Consider the following 18,011-nt stretch of genomic DNA (forward strand, 5'->3'; position numbering starts at 1 on the left):
TCATTGGCGTGACGTATGGCGCTTCGGGTGAATCAGCGATGGATGCCCTCTTTTAACGCGGTCGTATTGGCGCACGGAATTTCCTCGCTCGGCGCGTTGTTGTGCAACGAGCGAGGATAGGTGGTGTAGCCGGCTGCCGCTCCTCCGAAGAAGTACCTGGAATCGGGCGCAGCGAGCGCACGGCCGTTGCGCAGGCGCGCAGGTAAATCAGGGTTGGCAACAAACGGCCGACCAAAGCCAATCAGGTCGGCCCAACCATTGCGCAGCGCGGCTTCTGCGCGCTCCAGGGTGTATTTGCCCGCATAGATCAGCGTGCCATCGTAGATCAGCCGTAGCGCCTCTTTGAAGGCCGCGGGCATATCTGGGGCATCTTCCCAATCGGCTTCGGCGATGTGGAGATACGCCACGCCGATATCGTTGAGTATCTTTGCCGCTCCCAGGTAAGTAGCTTGTGGCGTGTCATCTACGGCACCTTGCAGCGTGGTCAGCGGTGCCAGCCGTACACCGATACGCTCCCTCCCAACCACCGCGACTACCGCTTCAGTGACCTCTTGCAGGAGACGCAGCCGGTTGGACAACGAACCACCATAAGCATCGGTGCGCGAATTGGCCTGAGAGTCGATGAACTGGTTGATGAGGTACCCGTTGGCACCATGAAGTTCCACACCATCGAAGCCGGCTTCCAGCGCGTTGCGTGCAGCAGCGGCAAAATCCTTCACCACCTCGGCGATTCCCGCTTCGGATAGGGCGCGCGGCGCTGAGTGCTGCACCATCTCTCCAACACCCGATTGCGGTCCCTTTCCTTCGGGGTCGATGAATACCTTGACGCCGTCAGCCACGAGCGGCGAGGATGACACCGGCGCAGCGCCACCAGGTTGCAGCGAAACGTGCGAAACGCGCCCGACATGCCAGAGTTGCGCGAATATCCGCCCGTCAGCGGCACGTACGGCGTTGGTCACGCCTCGCCAGCCTGCCACTTGCTCTGGTGTGTGGATGCCTGGCGTCCAGGCGTAGCCCTGGCCCTGCTGGCTGATCTGCGTGCCCTCGCTGACGATCAAGCCGGCCGACGCGCGCTGGGCGTAATACTCGGCCATCAGCGTAGTGGCCACATTGCCCGCTCCCGCACGCGAGCGGGTCATTGGTGGCATAACGATACGGTTGGGCAGTTCCAGGTTTCCCAGGCGATATGGTGTGAACAGCATGGTTCAACGCTCCCGTGAGGTCTTGGGTGAGGTCTCGTCGTGCGAGGTATCGATTCCCGGCAGCAATGCTTCGAGATCGACGGCTTCGGCCATCGCGCGATTGCCTTCATCACCGGGGTGCAAATGGTCGCCAGAGTCGTAGCGCGCAGCGATCCGGGTTGGATGGGTGGGGTCACACAAGGCCGCATCGAAGTCAACGACCGCATCGAATACGCCGCTGTGGCGAATCCAGTCGTTCACCTCCTGGCGCAGGATGTCCTTTGCGGGCTGGTAGTAGTTGTCCAGCGGCGTACCGGGCAACGCGCCCTCGAACGGCGTCAGCGTGGCGCCGATCACGCGCACACCCCTCGCATGGGCTTGTTCGACAAGTTGACGATAGCCTGCCGTCAGGGCGTCCAGCGAGGGGCGCTGCGCATCCCGCGCGAACGCAGTACCAGGCCAGGAAATGTCGTTGATGCCCACCATAACGATCACGCTGCGCACGCCCGGCTGCGCCAGCACGTCTTGATCCAGCCGCGCCAGCACGTTGACTCCCATGCCATCGGACAGCAGGCGCGCGCCGGAGATGCCAGCATTGACGACTGCAACACCGTGCGGGGCCAGTCGGGCAGCCAGGAAGTCCGGCCAGCGGCTGTCTTTGTCGAGGCTGGCTGCCGCGCCATCGGTGATGGAGTCACCGATCACCACGACCGCCTGCGCGGCTTGTTCGCTTTCGACCTGAATTCCCGTCAACAGTGGTCGGGCCGTTGTGCTCTCTATGGCGCCATCCGCCTTCGTCAATGTCAGGGCCGAACTCTGATCGCCAGGCACGATCCAGCCTGTCTGCCGGCCGTCCCAATGGAACGTGCTCATCGGGGTGACTTTCGGCAAATAAATGCTTACCGCTACCTGTGCCCGTGCAGATACTGGCAAGGCCACCGGGTCGCTGACCCATGAGGCGCCGGGAGGGACGCTCGCCACTTCTCGACCACCGAATGTCACTGTACGCAGGCTGCCCGCAACGACCTCACCGTCCTGCCTGGGCCGTGCGACCGTAGCCCTGCCTACGGTAAGCGGCTGGTGGCCGTAGGTGTTGGACAACACGATGCGCAGGCGTTGGCCGCCCAAACTGACACGCGCTACCTGCCGCACGGTCTGTTCGTGCAGTACCGGCGGGACATTAGTGGGAAACAGGAAGTCCGATCCCCAGACCGGTTGCGGGCTGGCTTGCCAGGTTGCAACCCAGGCCGGCGAGGCCGCCATCGCCGGTGCGACGGTCGTAACGATGCCAGCCGCCAGTGCCAGGGGCAGTGCTGCCGAAACGGGAAGAGGTTTTCTGGGTTCTGTCATGTCGGTGAATTCATTGGCCATTGATGCAGCAATAATGAATTCAAAGACCAATGTAGAATAGACCAGTCACAGGAACAGCATTTGTGAATTGAATTCACGGGGAGAGGATCGTGGCTCGTCTGGAAGTCAACCGATCCGGCGAACTGGAAGTGTTCGTGCGCGTGATCGAGCTGGGCGGTTTCTCCGCCGCCGCACGCGCCTGTGGCATGACGCCCTCGGCAGTCAGCAAACTGGTTACACGGCTGGAGCAGCGCCTGGGTACGCGTCTGGTCAACCGCTCCACGCGGCAATTCCAGCTCACCCCCGAAGGTTGCGCGTTCTACGAACGCGGTGTGCGCATCCTGGCCGACCTGGAAGAAGCCGAACGATGCGCGAGCGCATATACCACGCCTCGCGGCCGCCTGCGCATAAACGCCAACGTCCCCTTCGGACACCACTTCCTGCTGCCACTCGTGCCCGAATTCCTGGAACTTCATCCAGACGTGACGCTCGACATCGTGCTGACCGATGAGGTCATCGACATCCTGGAGCAACGTACCGACGTGGCCGTGCGCGCCGGCCCGCTGAAAAGCTCGAACCTGCTGGCACGCAAGCTGGGCGACACGCGCATGGTGATCGTAGGCGCACCAGGCTACCTGACGCGCCATGGCATGCCCGCTACACCGGAAGAACTGCTTGCACACAATCGCCTGGGGGCGAACTACGCGCGAGCGCGGTCGGGCTGGCCGCTGCGAAACGCGAACGAAGATGTCGTGCTTCCGGTAACTGGTAACGCCCAAGCCAGCGATGGCGAAGCGTTACGCCATCTGGCTCTGGCTGGTGTGGGGCTGGCACGATTGGCCGCCTTTCAGGTACGCGACGACATCGTTGCCGGCCGGTTGCTGCCGGTGCTTGAGAACTGCAATCCGGGCGACGTTGAAGAGGTCCATGCCGTCTATGTCGGTCAGGGCGGCTACCTGCCGCTCCGGGTGCGTGCATTACTGGACTTTCTGGCAGACAGGGTGGATCTCGGTCGGTTCTAGACTGCCCCAAAGCCGCCCGCCATGTTGTCTCTATCGGTCAAGCGCCTGTCACACGGACTCCGCCCCCTCGGCGAGTGACTGTTGTGCAATCGATAGATGTCGTGGACCTTGAGTACGCCGACAGGCTGCAATGGGTCGGGAACGGCCGACCTAGAAAGGATCGAGCGTATGTTTTGGCGTAACCTTCTGACCACGGCCTTGCCGGGTAAGGCGAAAGACCTATGCATCATGGGTGGCTGTTCAGTTCGATTCCTGCGACATCACGCACGACGTGCAAGAACTGATTTGGGATGGCAGGTGTAATTTTTTTCGCCTACGCAATTTCTACGCATAACCTCGTGAGATCACATTCGGATGGGCGTCGGCGAGTCCGGCCTCACGCACCATCCACACTTTCCCTGCTTCCGTCGGGCCGATCGAGATCGGATCCGGGGCGCCCCAGTCGGGTGCTCGCATCGTTTGGTTCATCTCGGGAAGCGTTTCCACTGCGTCCCGTCAGCTCCGGCCGAATGTCGGCGCGGTCTGCGCGATCGGGGCCAATACGCTCGTCGATTTCCCGCTTCGCGCGATGCAGCGAACGCGGACCGCCGTTTATGTTCGATGGGGCTTCGAAGCACGTCTTCGGCGCGCGCGGCTCTCGCAGCGTGTCCTTCGCACGCGGTCCGAAGTATCGAATCGAGCGGCATCCGGACGTTGCATTCGATCGAGCGATCGCCGCCGATCGTTTCGCACATTCTTCCGAACCAAGCACACAATCTGCAGTCGGATTCATCGAGACGTTCGCGCAGCCGCACCACCTGCCGTTGTCGGGCGACTTCCTCAATCCCTTGCCCCCTTGCCAGACCTGCACCATGTCCAATTCACTTGCGCTGGATCCGGATTTTTTCGATCTTCTCGCCGACAGCCACCTCCGGCTGACGGGCGCCTCGCTGCTCGACCCCGCGGTGCCGCATGCGGACGGCCCGCGCTGGCTCTACGAGGACGCGCCGTTTTGCGTGCTCGCTCACGACACGGCCGAAGACCCTCGGTACATCTACGCGAACAAGACCGTGCAGCGATGTTTCGAATACAGCTGGGACGAGATGACGGCGCTGCATTCGCGGCTGTCCGCGGAGCACCCGAATCGCGAAGAACGCGCGAGGCTGCTCGAATCGGTGCGCACGCGTGGCTTCGCGACCGGCTATCGCGGCTTGCGGATTTCGAAGTCGGGACGGCGCTTCTGGATCGAGGATGTCACCGTCTGGAATCTGATCGATCGCGACGGAACGTATCGGGGTCAGGCCGCGACCTATCGCAGGTGGACGGACGTCTGATTCGCGGCGGCCGTTCGCTGGACGCCGTTCGCCGTTCGCCGCGCGCCGAGAACGCATCGCCGGGCGAATGCGTCGCTTAGCGATCGCATGTTCGGGCGGCCGCCGGGCTTTCTGCTGTCGCGGCTGCTGCGCACGCGGCCCGTCCGCGCGAGCCGCCGATCAATAGGTCGACCGATAGTCGGCCCCCTGATCGAACCGGGTTTGCCAGTGCTTCAGGTATTGCGCAGCGAGCGCCGGATTGTTCCGGACGACGAGCACGTTCTCCGAATTGCGCGCGGCCGCGGCGGCGCTGTAGTTGAACGAGCCCGTCTCGACATGGCGGCCGTCGACGACGATGTATTTGTCGTGATGGATCGCATAGCGGTCGATCGTGCGCGTCGGCACCTTCGCGTTGACGAGCAGGTTGAGCGCCTGCTTCGACGCCTTCGAGCGATTGCCGTCGTTGTCGACGACGATCGCGACGTCGACGCCGCGGCGATGCGCGTCGAGCAGCGCCCGCACGACTTTCGGCGACGTGAACGAATAGCCCGCGAGGCGGATCGACGCGCGCGACGCGCCGATCACCTTTAGCACGAGCGTCTCGGCGCCGCCGTCGGGCGAGAACGCGGCTTCGACGACCTGCCCTGCGGGCGCCTCCTTCGCGGACGACGGCAGCGCGTCGGCGATCAGGTCGAAGAGGCGGGTAAGCAGCGATTCGGAATTCGTCTTGCTGACGGCGGGCGGCGCAGCAGACAGGAAAACGGCGGCGAGACACGCGGCGGCGAGCCGCTTTTGCAACTGCATGTGATTCTTGAACGCTTGAAACTGAAGAGGACGAGAGTGTAACGGCATCGGCGCGATTTTTCGCCGTTTGGCCGAGAACTTCGTGTCGTCCGATGAAGACGCACGGCGCCGCGCGGCGCCGCATCGTTTCGTCTTGCTTCGTTTCGTCCCGTCAGTAGCCGAAGCTCGCCGCCATCTCGTCGATCAATTGTCGTTGAAACACGTTGAAGCGCTCGCCGGGCTGCTGCGCGATCGCGAGCTCGAGCATCGGATCGGCGACGTCGGTGCGAATGCCCGACAGCGCCTCGACGATCGCATGTCCGCAAAACGGTACGTAGGCCTCCGAATAGCCGCCTTCGTGAACGACGACGAGCCGCCCGCCGCAATGCCGCTGCGCGGCCTCCTTCACCGCGTGCGTCATGAACCGGTAGCTGTCGCTGTGCAATTGCATCCGCGCGAGCGGGTCGACCGCGTTCGCATCGAGCCCGCTCGCGACGACGATGAGCTCCGGCTTGAACGCGTCGAGCGCGGGCAGCACGATCCGCTCGAACGTGTAGCGGTACGCATCGTCGCCCGCGCCCGCGAGCAGCGGAACGTTGACGTTCGCGCCGACGCCCGCGCCCGCGCCGCGCTCGTCGGCGCCGCTGTAGCCGGGCGGAAAGCAGCGGTCCTGATGCAGCGAGATCGTCAGCGTGTGCGGATCGTCGTAATAAATCGCCTGCGTGCCGTTGCCGTGATGCACGTCCCAGTCGATCACGGCGACGCGCTCGATCCGGTGCTTCGCGCGCGCGGCTTCGAGCGCGATCGGAATGTTCGCGAAGAGGCAAAAGCCCATCGGCTTGTCGCGCAGGCAATGGTGGCCGGGCGGGCGCGACAGCGAGAACGCGTTCGCCGCGCGCTCGGCGAGCACCGCGTCGACGGCGGCGATCGCGAGCCCTGCCGACAGCGCCGCGATTTCGTAGCTGCCCTTGCCGAACGGCGCGAGCTCGCCGAGGTCGCCGCCGCCCGCGTCGCTCGCGCGCTTGAACGCTTCGAGGTAATGCGCGGGATGGATGCGCAGCAGATCGGCGTCGGTTGCGGCGGGCGCGCTCGGCATGTCGAGACGTGCGGCGAGCCCCGATGCGTGCACGAGCGACAGCAGGCGTCGCTTCGAGTCGGGCGATTCCGCGTAGCCCGTGCTCGACGGCGGCTGCACCCAGCCGCCGACCGGAAAGAACAGCGCATGTGCGCCGCCTGTGTGCCAGAAAGTGCGTTCGTCGGTGAAGAATGCGGTTTTTTTCATTGCGATGAGGTGAAGCGATGAAGGAAAGGGGAAGCGAAGTGCGGCGTCAATGCGCGCCGCGCTCGACGCGCAGCAGCGCCGCGAGCGAGACGAGCGACACGGTTGCTGCGATCGTGAACAGCGTGCGCAGCGTGCCGCCGCCGTCGAGCAGCAGCCCGGCGACGAGCGGTCCGGCGGCGAGCCCCGCGCCGATCACGAGATTGAGCGTCGCGATCAGGCGTCCCGTCGCGTCGACGGCCGCGACGCTCGCGAGAATGAACGGCAGGACGAACGTCCACGCGAACTTGAAGCCGAAGATCGCCGTCGTGTAGCCGGATGCGTTCGGCATTGCCGCGAGCATGACGAGCGATGCGGCGAGGATGCCGTATCCGACGTAGAGCATTGCGCGCCGCGCGGCGCGGCCGCCGAGGTATGACGCGAGCGCGGCGCCCGCGATTCCCATCAGGCTCGCGATCGCGAGCACGTTGCCGCTCGCCTGCGCGTCGAAGCCGACCGCGGCCGCGGCCTTGTTCGCGAAGGTCCACACGCCGCCGATCGCGAGATAGAACGTCAGCACGCCGCCGATCGCGAGCGCGGCCGGGGCGCGCGACGCATCCGGACGTGCACCGTGGACGCGTCGAGGGCGCGCGCGCGGCACGGCCGGAAAGCGGTTCGCGAGCGGCGCCGCGCACAGCGCGAGCGCGGCGAGCACCGCATACAGCGCGCGCAATCCGACCGCGTCGAACAGATGCGGCAGCAGAAAGAGGCCGGCCGCGCCCGCGATCAACTGGCCGACGACCCAAAGCCCGTAGACGCGATCGCTGTTGCCGCTCGCCGCGGCGCTCGTCATGCAGAGCACCATCAGCGTGCCGCCGCCGAGCGCCGTTACCGCACGCAGCGCGAGGAGCGGGACGAAGTCCGGCATCAGCACGGCCGTCGCGAGATTGCCGGCGCAGAACGCGACGGTCGCGCACCACGCAACGCGCCGCGCGTCGATGCGGCCGAGCCACAGATACGACGGCAGCGTCGCGAGGCTGAACGCGCCCAGCTCGACGAAGAAGTACGTGCCGACCTGCGACGCCGACAGCCCGAGCTGCGCGCCGAGCTGCCCCGCGACGGCGGGCGCGACGAGCAGCAGGAGCGGCGTAATCGCAGCGAACGCGACGAGCGCGGCGAGCGTGCCGCTCGTGAAGACGGGCGTGCCGTCGGACGGCGTCGCGGACGGCAGCGCGGAATCTTGCAGCAGTGTTTTCATGGTCGTGATCTCGAAAGCTCGATTCAGAAGACGTGGTACATGCCGAGCATCGCGCCGAACTGTGACGTGCCGGCGAGCGGCGTCGGGTCGTATTCGTAGACGGTCTGCGAACTCCGGCCGCTGTTCTTCGCGTAGCCGAGGTTCAGGTACGCGACGGTGCGCTTCGACAGCGAATAGGTCGTGCTCGCGATGAAGAGCGTCGGGTGGCCGATCTGCGGCGTCGGCGAGTCGGTGTGGTAGATGCCGCCCGCGAAGCCGAGGCGTCCGCTCGTCTGATAGCGCGCGCCGCCCCAGACGACCGTGCGCGCGGGGTCGAGATCGCCCGTCAGGCGTTCGACGCCCGCATAGACGGTGAGCGGCAGCGACGCGAACGCATAGCGCGCGGCGAACGTGCCGATCTCGCGCCGCTGCGCGGAGCGGTCGACGCCGCCGTCGAGCGTGCCGTGCGATTGATGCACGACGGCGCTCGCCGACAGTCCGTTGCTCGTGAACTGCCCGCCGAGCTCGAGCACGCGGCCGGCGCGCGTGTTGCCGGCGATGCCGCCCGTCGCGGCGAGCGCTTCGACGTCGAAGCCCGCGAACGTTGCCGACTGGTACTTGATCGAGTTGTCGATGAAGTTCGCCGACAGCGGCACGAGGACGCCCTGGCCGCTGTACGCCGCGTACCAGAGCGGGTCGTAGAAGAGCGTCTTGTCGAACAGCGTGCTGAACTGACGGCCGAGCGTGACGGTGCCGGCCGGGCCGCCGATGCCGACGTACGCGCCGCGAAAGAACGCGTAGCCCGGCACGGTCGCCGTGCCGTCGTTCAGGTTGATGCCTTGCTCGAGCTTGAAGAGCGCGCGCCAGCCGCCGCCGAGATCCTCTTCGCCTTTCAGGCCGATCTGGGACGGTAGGATTCCGTAATTCTGCAGCCGCCATGCGCTTTTTTGGCCGTCGGCATGCGACAGGTATTGCACGCCGGCGTCGGCGACGCCGTACAGCGTGAGCGTCGACTGGGCATGCGTCGAACCGGATAGCGCGGCGAGCGTCGCGGTTGCCGCGAGCGCGCGTCGTCTGCATATGTGCCTGAACGTCCTCATCGCTTCGTTTCTCCAAACCGGGTGATCGTTTTTGTGGGGGCGTCCGCAGTGTCGGTAGCGGCAATGCCGCTGCAAAGCCGTTCAGATGAACGGTGCGGGAAACCCTCGAAGCGTCCTGAATGCCGTCATGCCGGTGTATCTGCGCGGTCGCGGGGCGGCGGCGCGGATGACGCGGCGCAGCAGCGCACCGATACCGTTCAAATGGATGGGGCATTCGTGCGTTTGCGCGCGGGCGGTTTTCAAAAAAGGCCGGCGGCTATAATCGATCGCTCATCGAAGCGCACAAGGCCGGCGATACGAGCGGGCAAGGGAGCGGTCAGTGGTGGCGATCAGTGCGGGGATCCGGCAGGACATCGATGCGCTGCGCGACGTGCCGGCGGCGATCGTGCTCGACGAAGCCGCGTGGCCGCCGCTTGCGCTGCGCAGGCGCGACTTCGACGGCGTCACGCAGACGCCGGGCGCGGCGTCGCGCGAGCTGAGCCTGTTCCTGCTCGACCTGTATGCGGTCGCGAGCCGCGCGTCGATCGGCGAGTTCGAGTGCCGTTTTTTCCAGCTGCTGTCGCGCTATCTGCCGTTCGACGCCGGATGGACGGGCGTCGCGAACCACATGCCGACCGGCCCCGTGATGCACAACAGCTATCTGTACCGGCTGCCGCACGAATTCTTCACCGACTGGAAACGCGTGCGCGATTGCGATCCGCTCGCGCATCGCACCCTGCATGGCGCGTACGGCCAGGCGGCGATCCTGTCGGTCGTCGAGCCGGGACTCGACGGCCGGTTTCGCGACTGGTGCGTCAAGTACGGACTCGCGCAGCTCATGTGCGTGTGCACGCTCGACCGTCGTTTCGGACTCACGACGTTCATGTCGATCTACCGGCAGGGCTTGAATCGTCAGTTCACCGAAGACGACGCGCGCCGCTACGAAGACGTCATTCCACATCTCGCGGCCGCGCTGACGATCAATCGCGCCGCGCAGTTGGGCCGCTTGCGCAGCGAGGCGGCCGCGTCGACGGTGCGCGCGATCTGCGACAACTTCGGCGTGCTGCATCACGCGGACGCCGGCTTCGGCGCGGTGCTGCGAACCGAGTGGCCGGACTGGAGCGGCTCGCAGCTGCCGCCCGCGCTCGTCGATCACATGCGCCGCCATGCGTCGCAGCCGTATTCGGGCGATGCGCTGCGAATGCGCTGCGTGCCCGTCGCCGGATTGTTTCAGCTGGAGGTGCGGCCACGCTCGCTGCTCGACCGCCTGAGCCCGCGCGAGCTCGCGGCGATCCGCTACTACGGCGAAGGGCGCTCGCACAAGGAAGTCGCGCAGCAGATGGAGATCGCGCCCGCCACCGTGCGCCACTATCTGCGCTGCGCGTATCGCAAGCTCGGGATGCACGACAAGAGCCAGATCTCGGGCGTGCTCGGCGAGATCGATCGCGCTGCGGAAGGAGTCGGCGCGGAGCGCGACGGCGGCGACTGACGCGCGATCCGGGCGTGGCGCCGCGCGGCGGAATGGTTGTGTCCGCAACTATTTGGCTCTATGCTCGGCGCTTCATCGAACGAGGAGACACGCAAATGGATCGAGCACCGGTGCGCGCGGCGATCGTCGGGGTCGGCGCGATCGGCGGATTGTTCGCGGCGGCGTTGGCGCGCGCGGGCTGGGACGTGAGCGCCTTCGCGCGCGGCGCGACGCTCGACGCGTTGCGCGAGCGTGGGCTGCGGATCGTCGGCGAACCGGGCGAAGAGACGATGGTCGCGTTGCGCGCGAGCGACGACGCGCACGTGCTCGGCGTGCAGGATTACGTCGTCGTCGCGCTGAAGGCGCAGGCGCTGCCCGACGTCGCCGCGCGCCTCGCGCCGCTCGTCGGGCAGAGGACGACCATCGTTGCCGCGATGAACGGCCTGCCGTGGTGGTTCTTCGACGGCTTCGGCGGGCCGCTCGACGGCGCCGTGCTCGACGCGGTCGACCCGGGCGGCGCGACGGCCGCGGCGCTGCCGCCTGCGCGCTCGATCGGCTGCGTCGTCCATCTGTCGTCGGCGACGCGCGAGCCGGGCGTCGTCGCGCGCGGGCTCGGCAACCGGCTGATCGTCGGCGCGCCGCGGCGCGAGCTGCTCGGTCCGACCGCGCGCATCGCCGACGCGCTCGCGGCGGGCGGCTTCGACGTCGAGCGCTCGGCCGACATCCGCACCGACATCTGGGCGAAGCTCTGGGGCAACATGAACATGAATCCGTTGAGCGCGCTGACGGGCTCGGCGGCGGATCGCCTGCTCGACGATCCGCATACGCACGAGCTCGCGCTGCGGATGATGGAGGAGGCCGACGCGATCGGCGCGCGGCTCGGGTTGTCGGCCGGGATGAGCGGTCCGGAGCGGGTCGCGGTGACGCGCCGGCTCGGCGCGTTCAAGACGTCGATGCTGCAGGATCTGGAGGCGGGGCGGCCGCTCGAGATCGGGCCGATTCTGGGTGTGTTCCCGGAGCTCGGCCGCAAGCTCGGCGTGCCGACGCCGTATTGCGACGCGGTGCTCGGGCTGCTGCGGCAGCGTGCGTTCAATTCCGGGGTGTGACGTGTCGCGCGGCGGGTGGCGGCCGATCGACGCGGGCGGCTCGTTCGAAGGCGCCGCGCGACGGCGCCGCGTTCGTCCGCGCGAGCGGGGCGGAGCGGGCAACGCTCGGGAGCGTGTCGCCGACGCGCAGCGGGGGGGCGAAGGTTGTCGAGTGACGTTCGTCGCCGATCAGTCGATCAGCTAATCGGCCAATTCTCCGAATTTCGACGCGGGCACGGTAGTCCGCGGAAAACGCGAACGAATCGTCACCGCCCCGCGGCTACCCGACCGATGGACCCCGCGCCCGAGCGTGCCAAACGAGCCCCGGCCATCCGCTCGCCGAGCGATCAATCGGCCCGTTCCCGCGCGCCGGCGATGATCTTGTCGAGCGCGCGGCTGAACGCGGCTTTCTCGCTTTCGCTCAGGCAATCGAGCAGCGTGGCGTTCCACTTGCGCGCGATCGGCATGATTTTCCGGTTGAGCGCGGCGCCCGCCGGCGTGAGCGCGATCAGCACGACGCGTCCGTCCGCGTCGCTCGGGCCGCGCTTGACGAGCCCGCGCCGGATCAGCGCCTCGGCCGCGCGGCTCGCCTGGCTCTTGTCGAGGTTCGCGCGCCGCGCGAGCTCCATGATCGAGAACGGCCCGAACGCGCCGACCGACGCGATGATCCGCGCCTCGGGCAGCGATACGCCGAGCTTCGTCTGATACAGCTCACCGATGCCGCGGTCGGAGAGCTTGTTCAGCATGTGCATCCGGTAGGTCATGAACTGGTCGAGCCCGACTTTGCTGCCTGTCATGTCGTGTCCTGAATGAGGGGTGCGGGCCCGATTGTTGCCGCATCGCGGCGCGCGGTCAACGGTGCGGCCCGCGCGGGCCGCACGTGCCGAGCGCGTCAGGCCCGGCCGTAGCGCAGCCGCGTCAGTTGCTCGGCCTCGTTCTCGAGCAGGCGCGCGGCGTCGCGCAGCGCGATGTCGAGCGTGATCGGTCCGGGCGCGGGCGAGAAGCAGCCGTCGAAATGATCGGACAATTGCGGCAGCGCCGCCGCGTCGATCGCGCCCGACAGCAGCGTCGCCGGCACGCCCGCCGCGCGCGCATGCCGGCACGCGACGAACGGGGCTTTGCCGTGCAGCGTCTGCGCATCCGAGCGGCCTTCGCCCGTGATCATCCAGTTCGCGCCCGCGAGCGCCGCGTCGAGTCCGATCTGCTGCGCGACGACTTCGGCGCCCGGCTCGAAGCGCGCGCCGAGCACGTGCAGCGCGAAGCCGAGCCCGCCCGCCGCGCCGGCGCCGGGCAGATCGCGGGCGCGACGAGCGGCAGTCCCCGTGGGACGGCGGCCGAGCGCCGCCTCGACGAGCGTCGCGAAATGATCGAGCGCCGCGTCGAGCGGCGCGACCTGCGCGGGCGTCACGCCCTTTTGCGGGCCGAACACGGCGGTCGCGCCGTGCTCGCCCGTGAGCGGATTGTCGACGTCGGACATCGCGACGAACGACGCCTCGGCAAGCCGCGTGTCGAGCTCGGCGGCGTCGATGCTCGCGACGTGCGCGAGCCGCTCTGGCGTCGGCTCGATTTCGCGGCCGTGCGCGTCGAACGCGCGCAAGCCCAGGCCGGCGAGAAGGCCTGCGCCGGCGTCGTTCGTGCTGCTGCCGCCGAGCGCGACGTAGAACGTGCGCACGCCTTCGTCGAGCAGGGCGCGGATCGCGTCGCCCAAGCCCCGCGTGCTGCGCGCGGCGACGGGCACGCTCATGCCGGCCGGATCGGTGATGCCGACGATTTCCGCCGTCTCGACGATCGCCGTGCGCGCGTCGATGAGGCCGACGGCCGCGTCGCGCGGCGCGAGCGACGCGCCGGGCACGCGCAGCGTGCGGCGCGTGCCGCCGTGCGCGAGGAGCGCGTCGAGCGTGCCTTCGCCGCCGTCCGCCATCGGGCAGCGCCGCACGACGGCGCCGGGGCGCGCCCGCGCGACGCCCGCGGCGATCGCGTTCGCCACCTGTTCGGCGGACAGCGACCCCTTGAACGAGTCGGGCGCAATGACGACGACGGGCGCGGACGAATGCTGCGACATGGTGTCTCCGGATGCTGTTCGTGATGACGGCGGGCGGATCGCGCGGGCGGGCACGGCGGATGCGGCGCGTGCGTGCGGCGCGAAGACCGACGGGGTCGAAAAGGGAGCTTACCGGATGGCCGGCGGGTGCGGGATACCGCGCCGCGCATGTCCGGGATCGCACGGAGGGCGCGGCGTGCGCGATGCTGCGGCGCGCCACCGCCTGAACTCGCGGTGAGAGGAAAATAGTTTGCTAGAATAGTCGATTCTTCCGGCCAAAGCCGTTGCTCCAAGCCGCCGATCGAGTCGCACGCGGGAGTCGCGCGCGGGGTTGAGCGGGCCGCCCGCGCGGCCTGCGCCCGATGCGCTCGCACGAGCGAACGGACGGTGCGCGGCAGCGCGTCCGTCGCAAGGCTGGCACGGCAAGGAAAAACCGATTCGCTCGAATAATTTTAGGACGATTGAAGCCATGGCTAACGTTGTTGAAAACCTCGGCAAGCTCGAACGCCGTGTGACGATCTCCCTGCCGAAGGATGTCGTGCAGAAGGAGATCGACGCCCGTATTCAGAAACTCGCGAAGAACGTGCGCATGCCGGGCTTCCGCCCGGGCAAGGTGCCGCTCAAGATGGTCGCGCAGCAGTATGCGGGCCAGGTCGAGGCGGAGGTGCTGAGCGACAAGATCGGTCAGGAGTTCTTCACGATCAGCCGCGCGGAGAACCTGCGCGTCGCGGGCCAGCCGAGCTTCGAGCCGAAGCAGGACGTGGCGGAGGGCGCGTACGCGTTCGACGCGACGTTCGAGGTGTACCCGGAAGTGAAGATCGGCGATCTTGAGGCGGCAGAAGTCGAGCGCTCGACGACGACGATCGGCGACGCCGAAATCGACCGCACGCTCGACATCCTGCGCAAGCAGCGCGTGCACTTCCACGCGCGCGGCGAAGGCGGCGAGCACGGCGACGGCGGCGCGGACACGGCGGCGCAGAACGGCGACCGCGTGACGGTCGATTTCGTCGGCAAGATCGACGACGTCGCGTTCCAGGGCGGCACGGCCGAAGACTTCGTGTTCGTGCTCGGCGAAGGGCGGATGCTGCCCGAATTCGAGACGGCGGCGCTCGGCCTGAAGGCGGGCGAGTCGCGCGAATTCGACCTGAAGTTCCCGGACGATTACCACGGCAAGGACGTGGCGGGCAAGACCGCGCAGTTCACGGTCACGGTGAAGAAGGTCGAGTGGCCGCACCTGCCGGCGATCGACGCCGATTTCGCGAAGTCGCTCGGCATCGAGGACGGCGATCTGACCAAGATGCGCGGCGAGATCAAGGAAAACCTCGAGCGCGAGGCGAAGCGCCGCACGCAGTCGATCGTGAAGAACCAGGTGATGGACGCGCTCCTGAAGATTTCCGAGCTCGACGTGCCGAAGGCGCTGATCGAGCAGGACCAGCAGCGCCTCGTCGAGATGGCCCGTCAGGACCTCGCGCAGCGCGGCGTGCCGAACGCGAAGGATGCGCCGATTCCGGTCGAAATGTTCGCCGACCAGGCCGAGCGCCGCGTGAAGCTCGGCCTCGTGCTGGCCGAGCTGGTGAAGGCGAACGGCCTCGAGGCGAAGCCGGAGCAGATCCGTGCGGAAGTCGACGAATTCGCGAAGAGCTACGAAGACCCGAAGGAAGTGGTCCGCTGGTATTATTCGAATCAGCAGCGCCTCGCCGAAATGGAAGCGTTCGTCGTTGAGAGCAACGTCGTCGATTTCGTGCTGGGCAAGGCGAAGGTGACGGACAAGGAAGTAAGCTTCGAAACACTAGCGAGCGCAACGGCGCAAGCATAAGTGTTGCTCTAGCGGCGTGCCGGCTGTCGGAGCGACGGCCCGCACGCCGTTTTTTCATGATGCGGCGCCGCGTGCGACGTCCTCGGGCTCGTTTCCTGCCGTTCAATACTCATTCCCGGACAAGGCTCATTGAATGATTAATCGCGCTCAATTGCTGGACACGTTGGCTTCGCAAGCCCCGCGGGATTTCGAGGCGCAAGCGCTCGGGCTCGTGCCGATCGTCGTCGAGACGAGCGGCCGCGGCGAGCGTTCGTACGACATCTACTCGCGGCTCCTGAAAGAGCGCATCGTGTTCATGGTCGGCGAAGTCAACGACCAGACGGCGAATCTCGTGGTCGCGCAGCTGTTGTTCCTCGAAAGCGAGAATCCCGACAAGGACATCAGCCTCTACATCAACAGCCCGGGCGGCTCGGTTTCGGCCGGGATGGCGATTTACGACACGATGCAGTTCGTCAAGCCGGACGTGTCGACGCTCTGCATGGGCCTCGCGGCCAGCATGGGCGCATTCCTGCTCGCGTCGGGCGCGAAGGGCAAGCGCTATGCGCTGCCGAACGCGCGCGTGATGATCCATCAGCCGCTCGGCGGCGCGCGCGGCCAGGCGTCGGACATCGAGATCCAGGCACGCGAGATCCTCTACCTGAAGGACCGCCTGAACCACCTGCTCGCCCAACACACCGGTCAGGACGTCGAGCGCATCGCGCGCGACACCGACCGCGATAATTTCATGTCCAGCGAAGATGCGAAGGCGTACGGGCTGATCGATCACGTGTCGATCAAGCGCCCGTAAGCTTTAGTGGGGTGCCGCCCCAATAGGCGCGGCGCCCGCCAGACGCCCCGAGCATCTGCGGCAAAAGAACATCGCCGCCGTCTCCCGAGTATTTACCAGGTCATGGTATCGGGGACAAACGGCGTATCATGTAACTCACGTGTCCGGAGGCTCTAATTCATGGCGGACAAGAAAGGTTCGAACAGCGAGAAGCTGTTGTATTGCTCGTTTTGCGGAAAAAGCCAGCATGAGGTGAAAAAACTCATCGCGGGGCCGTCGGTGTTCATCTGCGATGAATGCATCGATTTGTGCAACGAGATCATTCGCGACGAAGCGGCCGCGGCGGGCGTCGAAGCCAGTCTGTCCAAATCCGACCTGCCGAGCCCGCAGGAGATTCGCGACATCCTCGATCAATACGTGATCGGACAGGAGCGCGCGAAGAAGATCCTCGCCGTCGCCGTCTACAACCACTACAAGCGCCTGAAGCATCTCGACAAGAAGGACGACGTCGAGCTGTCGAAGAGCAACATCCTGCTGATCGGCCCGACGGGCTCCGGCAAGACGCTCCTCGCGCAGACGCTCGCACGCCTTCTGAACGTGCCGTTCGTGATCGCCGACGCGACCACGCTGACGGAAGCGGGCTATGTCGGCGAGGACGTCGAGAACATCATTCAGAAGCTGCTGCAGAACTGCAACTACGAGGTCGAGAAGGCGCAGCGCGGGATCGTCTACATCGACGAGATCGACAAGATCAGCCGCAAGTCGGACAACCCGTCGATCACGCGCGACGTGTCGGGCGAGGGCGTCCAGCAGGCACTGCTGAAGCTCGTCGAGGGCACGATGGCGTCGGTGCCGCCGCAGGGCGGCCGCAAGCACCCGAACCAGGATTTCATCCAGGTCGACACGACGAACATTCTGTTCATCTGCGGCGGCGCGTTCGACGGCCTCGAGAAGGTGATCACCGACCGCACCGAGAAGACCGGCATCGGCTTCGGCGCGACCGTGAAGAGCAAGCAGGAGCGGGACGCGGGCGAAGTGCTGCGCGAGGTCGAGCCGGAAGACCTGATCAAATTCGGGTTGATCCCCGAGCTGATCGGCCGTCTGCCCGTCGTCGCGACGCTCGGCAAGCTCGACGAAGCCGCGCTGATGAAGATCCTCGTCGAGCCGAAGAACGCGCTCGTCAAGCAGTATCAGAAGCTGTTCGCGATGGAGCGGGTCGAACTCGAGATTCGCCCGGACGCGCTGCAGGCGGTCGCCCGCAAGGCGATCCGTCGCAAGACGGGCGCGCGCGGGCTGCGTTCGATCATCGAGCAGGCGCTCCTCGACGTGATGTACGAGTTGCCGACCCTCAAAGGCGTCGGCAAGGTGATCATCGACGACAACGTCATCGAAGGAGACGGCAAACCGTTACTCATTTATGAGGACACGCCGAAAGTGGCGGGTTCGAATTGATCGGCTTTGAAGTTTCATGAGCAAAAAGCCGTTCATGGAATCGTGAACGGCTTTTTTTCGTTTATCTTGTGGGTAACTCTGACTCGAACCGCACGGTAACTTTTTTACTGAATATTTCCCACGCGCTGAAGGCTTGCAATCCACTGTGCCGGCCTTACTTACCGAACAATTGATTCCACTC

At 66.3% G+C, this 18,011-nt stretch carries 15 protein-coding genes; 7 read left to right on the plus strand and 8 right to left on the minus strand.

The window, feature by feature from the left end; all coding sequences use genetic code 11:
- Nucleotides 1–32: 32 nt before the first annotated feature.
- Both BG90_RS15315 and BG90_RS15320 read right to left on the minus strand, forming a co-directional pair.
- On the minus strand, nucleotides 33–1,202 hold the full coding sequence (locus BG90_RS15315; RefSeq protein WP_045568204.1) for an alkene reductase: 1,170 nt from the start codon (nucleotides 1,200–1,202) through the stop codon (nucleotides 33–35).
- A gap of 3 nt (nucleotides 1,203–1,205) precedes the next feature.
- Complete coding sequence (locus BG90_RS15320; RefSeq protein ID WP_038801942.1) at nucleotides 1,206–2,552, minus strand: SGNH/GDSL hydrolase family protein; 1,347 nt, start codon at nucleotides 2,550–2,552, stop codon at nucleotides 1,206–1,208.
- Nucleotides 2,553–2,641: 89 nt separating this feature from the next.
- Between BG90_RS15320 and BG90_RS15325 the strand changes: the two genes are divergently transcribed.
- On the plus strand, nucleotides 2,642–3,553 hold the full coding sequence (locus tag BG90_RS15325) for a LysR family transcriptional regulator (RefSeq protein WP_025989763.1): 912 nt from the start codon (nucleotides 2,642–2,644) through the stop codon (nucleotides 3,551–3,553).
- Nucleotides 3,554–4,356: 803 nt separating this feature from the next.
- The gene (locus BG90_RS15330; RefSeq protein WP_232239006.1) at nucleotides 4,357–4,866 is read left to right on the plus strand and encodes an MEKHLA domain-containing protein; all 510 of its coding nucleotides are present in this window, start codon (nucleotides 4,357–4,359) and stop codon (nucleotides 4,864–4,866) included.
- A 159-nt stretch (nucleotides 4,867–5,025) separates the two neighbouring features.
- Here BG90_RS15330 and BG90_RS15335 read toward each other — a convergent pair whose 3' ends face one another.
- The 4 genes from BG90_RS15335 to BG90_RS15350 all read right to left on the minus strand — a co-directional run bounded on the left by BG90_RS15335 (nucleotide 5,026) and on the right by BG90_RS15350 (nucleotide 9,223).
- Nucleotides 5,026–5,649 (minus strand): phospholipase D family nuclease, encoded by a 624-nt coding sequence (locus BG90_RS15335; protein ID WP_010114853.1) that lies wholly within the window; start codon nucleotides 5,647–5,649, stop codon nucleotides 5,026–5,028.
- 151 nt (nucleotides 5,650–5,800) lie between these two features.
- A complete protein-coding gene (locus BG90_RS15340; RefSeq protein WP_010114855.1) occupies nucleotides 5,801–6,910 on the minus strand; it encodes a class II histone deacetylase in 1,110 nt (369 codons plus the stop codon).
- A 46-nt stretch (nucleotides 6,911–6,956) separates the two neighbouring features.
- The gene (locus BG90_RS15345) at nucleotides 6,957–8,144 is read right to left on the minus strand and encodes an MFS transporter (RefSeq protein WP_010114857.1); all 1,188 of its coding nucleotides are present in this window, start codon (nucleotides 8,142–8,144) and stop codon (nucleotides 6,957–6,959) included.
- A gap of 23 nt (nucleotides 8,145–8,167) precedes the next feature.
- Nucleotides 8,168–9,223, minus strand: coding sequence for a porin (locus tag BG90_RS15350; RefSeq protein ID WP_010102947.1), 1,056 nt, complete (start codon nucleotides 9,221–9,223; stop codon nucleotides 8,168–8,170).
- A 322-nt stretch (nucleotides 9,224–9,545) separates the two neighbouring features.
- On the opposite strand from BG90_RS15350, the gene BG90_RS15355 reads away from it, so the two are divergent.
- Both BG90_RS15355 and BG90_RS15360 read left to right on the plus strand, forming a co-directional pair.
- The gene (locus BG90_RS15355; RefSeq protein WP_010114859.1) at nucleotides 9,546–10,691 is read left to right on the plus strand and encodes a helix-turn-helix transcriptional regulator; all 1,146 of its coding nucleotides are present in this window, start codon (nucleotides 9,546–9,548) and stop codon (nucleotides 10,689–10,691) included.
- A 95-nt stretch (nucleotides 10,692–10,786) separates the two neighbouring features.
- Nucleotides 10,787–11,776 (plus strand): 2-dehydropantoate 2-reductase, encoded by a 990-nt coding sequence (locus BG90_RS15360; protein WP_045568205.1) that lies wholly within the window; start codon nucleotides 10,787–10,789, stop codon nucleotides 11,774–11,776.
- 326 nt (nucleotides 11,777–12,102) lie between these two features.
- On the opposite strand, the gene BG90_RS15370 is transcribed toward BG90_RS15360, so the two are convergent.
- On the minus strand, nucleotides 12,103–12,552 hold the full coding sequence (locus BG90_RS15370) for a MarR family winged helix-turn-helix transcriptional regulator (RefSeq protein WP_010102959.1): 450 nt from the start codon (nucleotides 12,550–12,552) through the stop codon (nucleotides 12,103–12,105).
- 95 nt (nucleotides 12,553–12,647) lie between these two features.
- Nucleotides 12,648–13,817, minus strand: a complete 1,170-nt coding sequence (locus tag BG90_RS15375; protein ID WP_010114867.1) for a glycerate kinase — start codon at nucleotides 13,815–13,817, stop codon at nucleotides 12,648–12,650.
- A gap of 448 nt (nucleotides 13,818–14,265) precedes the next feature.
- Here BG90_RS15375 and tig point away from each other — a divergent pair, with 448 nt between their 5' ends.
- The 3 genes from tig (at nucleotide 14,266) to clpX (ending at nucleotide 17,830) form a co-directional block, all read left to right on the plus strand.
- Nucleotides 14,266–15,612 (plus strand): trigger factor, encoded by a 1,347-nt coding sequence (tig, locus tag BG90_RS15380; protein ID WP_010102965.1) that lies wholly within the window; start codon nucleotides 14,266–14,268, stop codon nucleotides 15,610–15,612.
- Between the two features lie 133 nt (nucleotides 15,613–15,745).
- A complete protein-coding gene (gene clpP / locus BG90_RS15385; RefSeq protein WP_025989765.1) occupies nucleotides 15,746–16,399 on the plus strand; it encodes an ATP-dependent Clp endopeptidase proteolytic subunit ClpP in 654 nt (217 codons plus the stop codon).
- A 159-nt stretch (nucleotides 16,400–16,558) separates the two neighbouring features.
- The gene (gene clpX, locus BG90_RS15390) at nucleotides 16,559–17,830 is read left to right on the plus strand and encodes an ATP-dependent Clp protease ATP-binding subunit ClpX (RefSeq protein ID WP_010102969.1); all 1,272 of its coding nucleotides are present in this window, start codon (nucleotides 16,559–16,561) and stop codon (nucleotides 17,828–17,830) included.
- Nucleotides 17,831–18,011 lie beyond the last annotated feature (181 nt).

The sequence above is a fragment of the Burkholderia oklahomensis C6786 genome (genome assembly GCF_000959365.1).
Taxonomy (GTDB): Bacteria; Pseudomonadota; Gammaproteobacteria; order Burkholderiales; family Burkholderiaceae; genus Burkholderia; species Burkholderia oklahomensis.

What these genes read in the sequence shown, in the direction of transcription:
- BG90_RS15315 (WP_045568204.1), bottom strand. Translation starts at nt 1,202, where the DNA reads ATGCTGTTCACACCATATCGCCTGGGAAACCTGGAACTGCCCAACCGT.
- clpX (WP_010102969.1), top strand. Translation starts at nt 16,559, where the DNA reads ATGGCGGACAAGAAAGGTTCGAACAGCGAGAAGCTGTTGTATTGCTCG.
- BG90_RS15320 (WP_038801942.1), bottom strand. Translation starts at nt 2,552, where the DNA reads ATGGCCAATGAATTCACCGACATGACAGAACCCAGAAAACCTCTTCCC.
- BG90_RS15375 (WP_010114867.1), bottom strand. Translation starts at nt 13,817, where the DNA reads ATGTCGCAGCATTCGTCCGCGCCCGTCGTCGTCATTGCGCCCGACTCG.
- clpP (WP_025989765.1), top strand. Translation starts at nt 15,746, where the DNA reads ATGATTAATCGCGCTCAATTGCTGGACACGTTGGCTTCGCAAGCCCCG.
- BG90_RS15370 (WP_010102959.1), bottom strand. Translation starts at nt 12,552, where the DNA reads ATGACAGGCAGCAAAGTCGGGCTCGACCAGTTCATGACCTACCGGATG.
- BG90_RS15360 (WP_045568205.1), top strand. Translation starts at nt 10,787, where the DNA reads ATGGATCGAGCACCGGTGCGCGCGGCGATCGTCGGGGTCGGCGCGATC.
- BG90_RS15340 (WP_010114855.1), bottom strand. Translation starts at nt 6,910, where the DNA reads ATGAAAAAAACCGCATTCTTCACCGACGAACGCACTTTCTGGCACACA.
- BG90_RS15350 (WP_010102947.1), bottom strand. Translation starts at nt 9,223, where the DNA reads ATGAGGACGTTCAGGCACATATGCAGACGACGCGCGCTCGCGGCAACC.
- tig (WP_010102965.1), top strand. Translation starts at nt 14,266, where the DNA reads ATGGCTAACGTTGTTGAAAACCTCGGCAAGCTCGAACGCCGTGTGACG.
- BG90_RS15345 (WP_010114857.1), bottom strand. Translation starts at nt 8,144, where the DNA reads ATGAAAACACTGCTGCAAGATTCCGCGCTGCCGTCCGCGACGCCGTCC.
- BG90_RS15335 (WP_010114853.1), bottom strand. Translation starts at nt 5,649, where the DNA reads ATGCAGTTGCAAAAGCGGCTCGCCGCCGCGTGTCTCGCCGCCGTTTTC.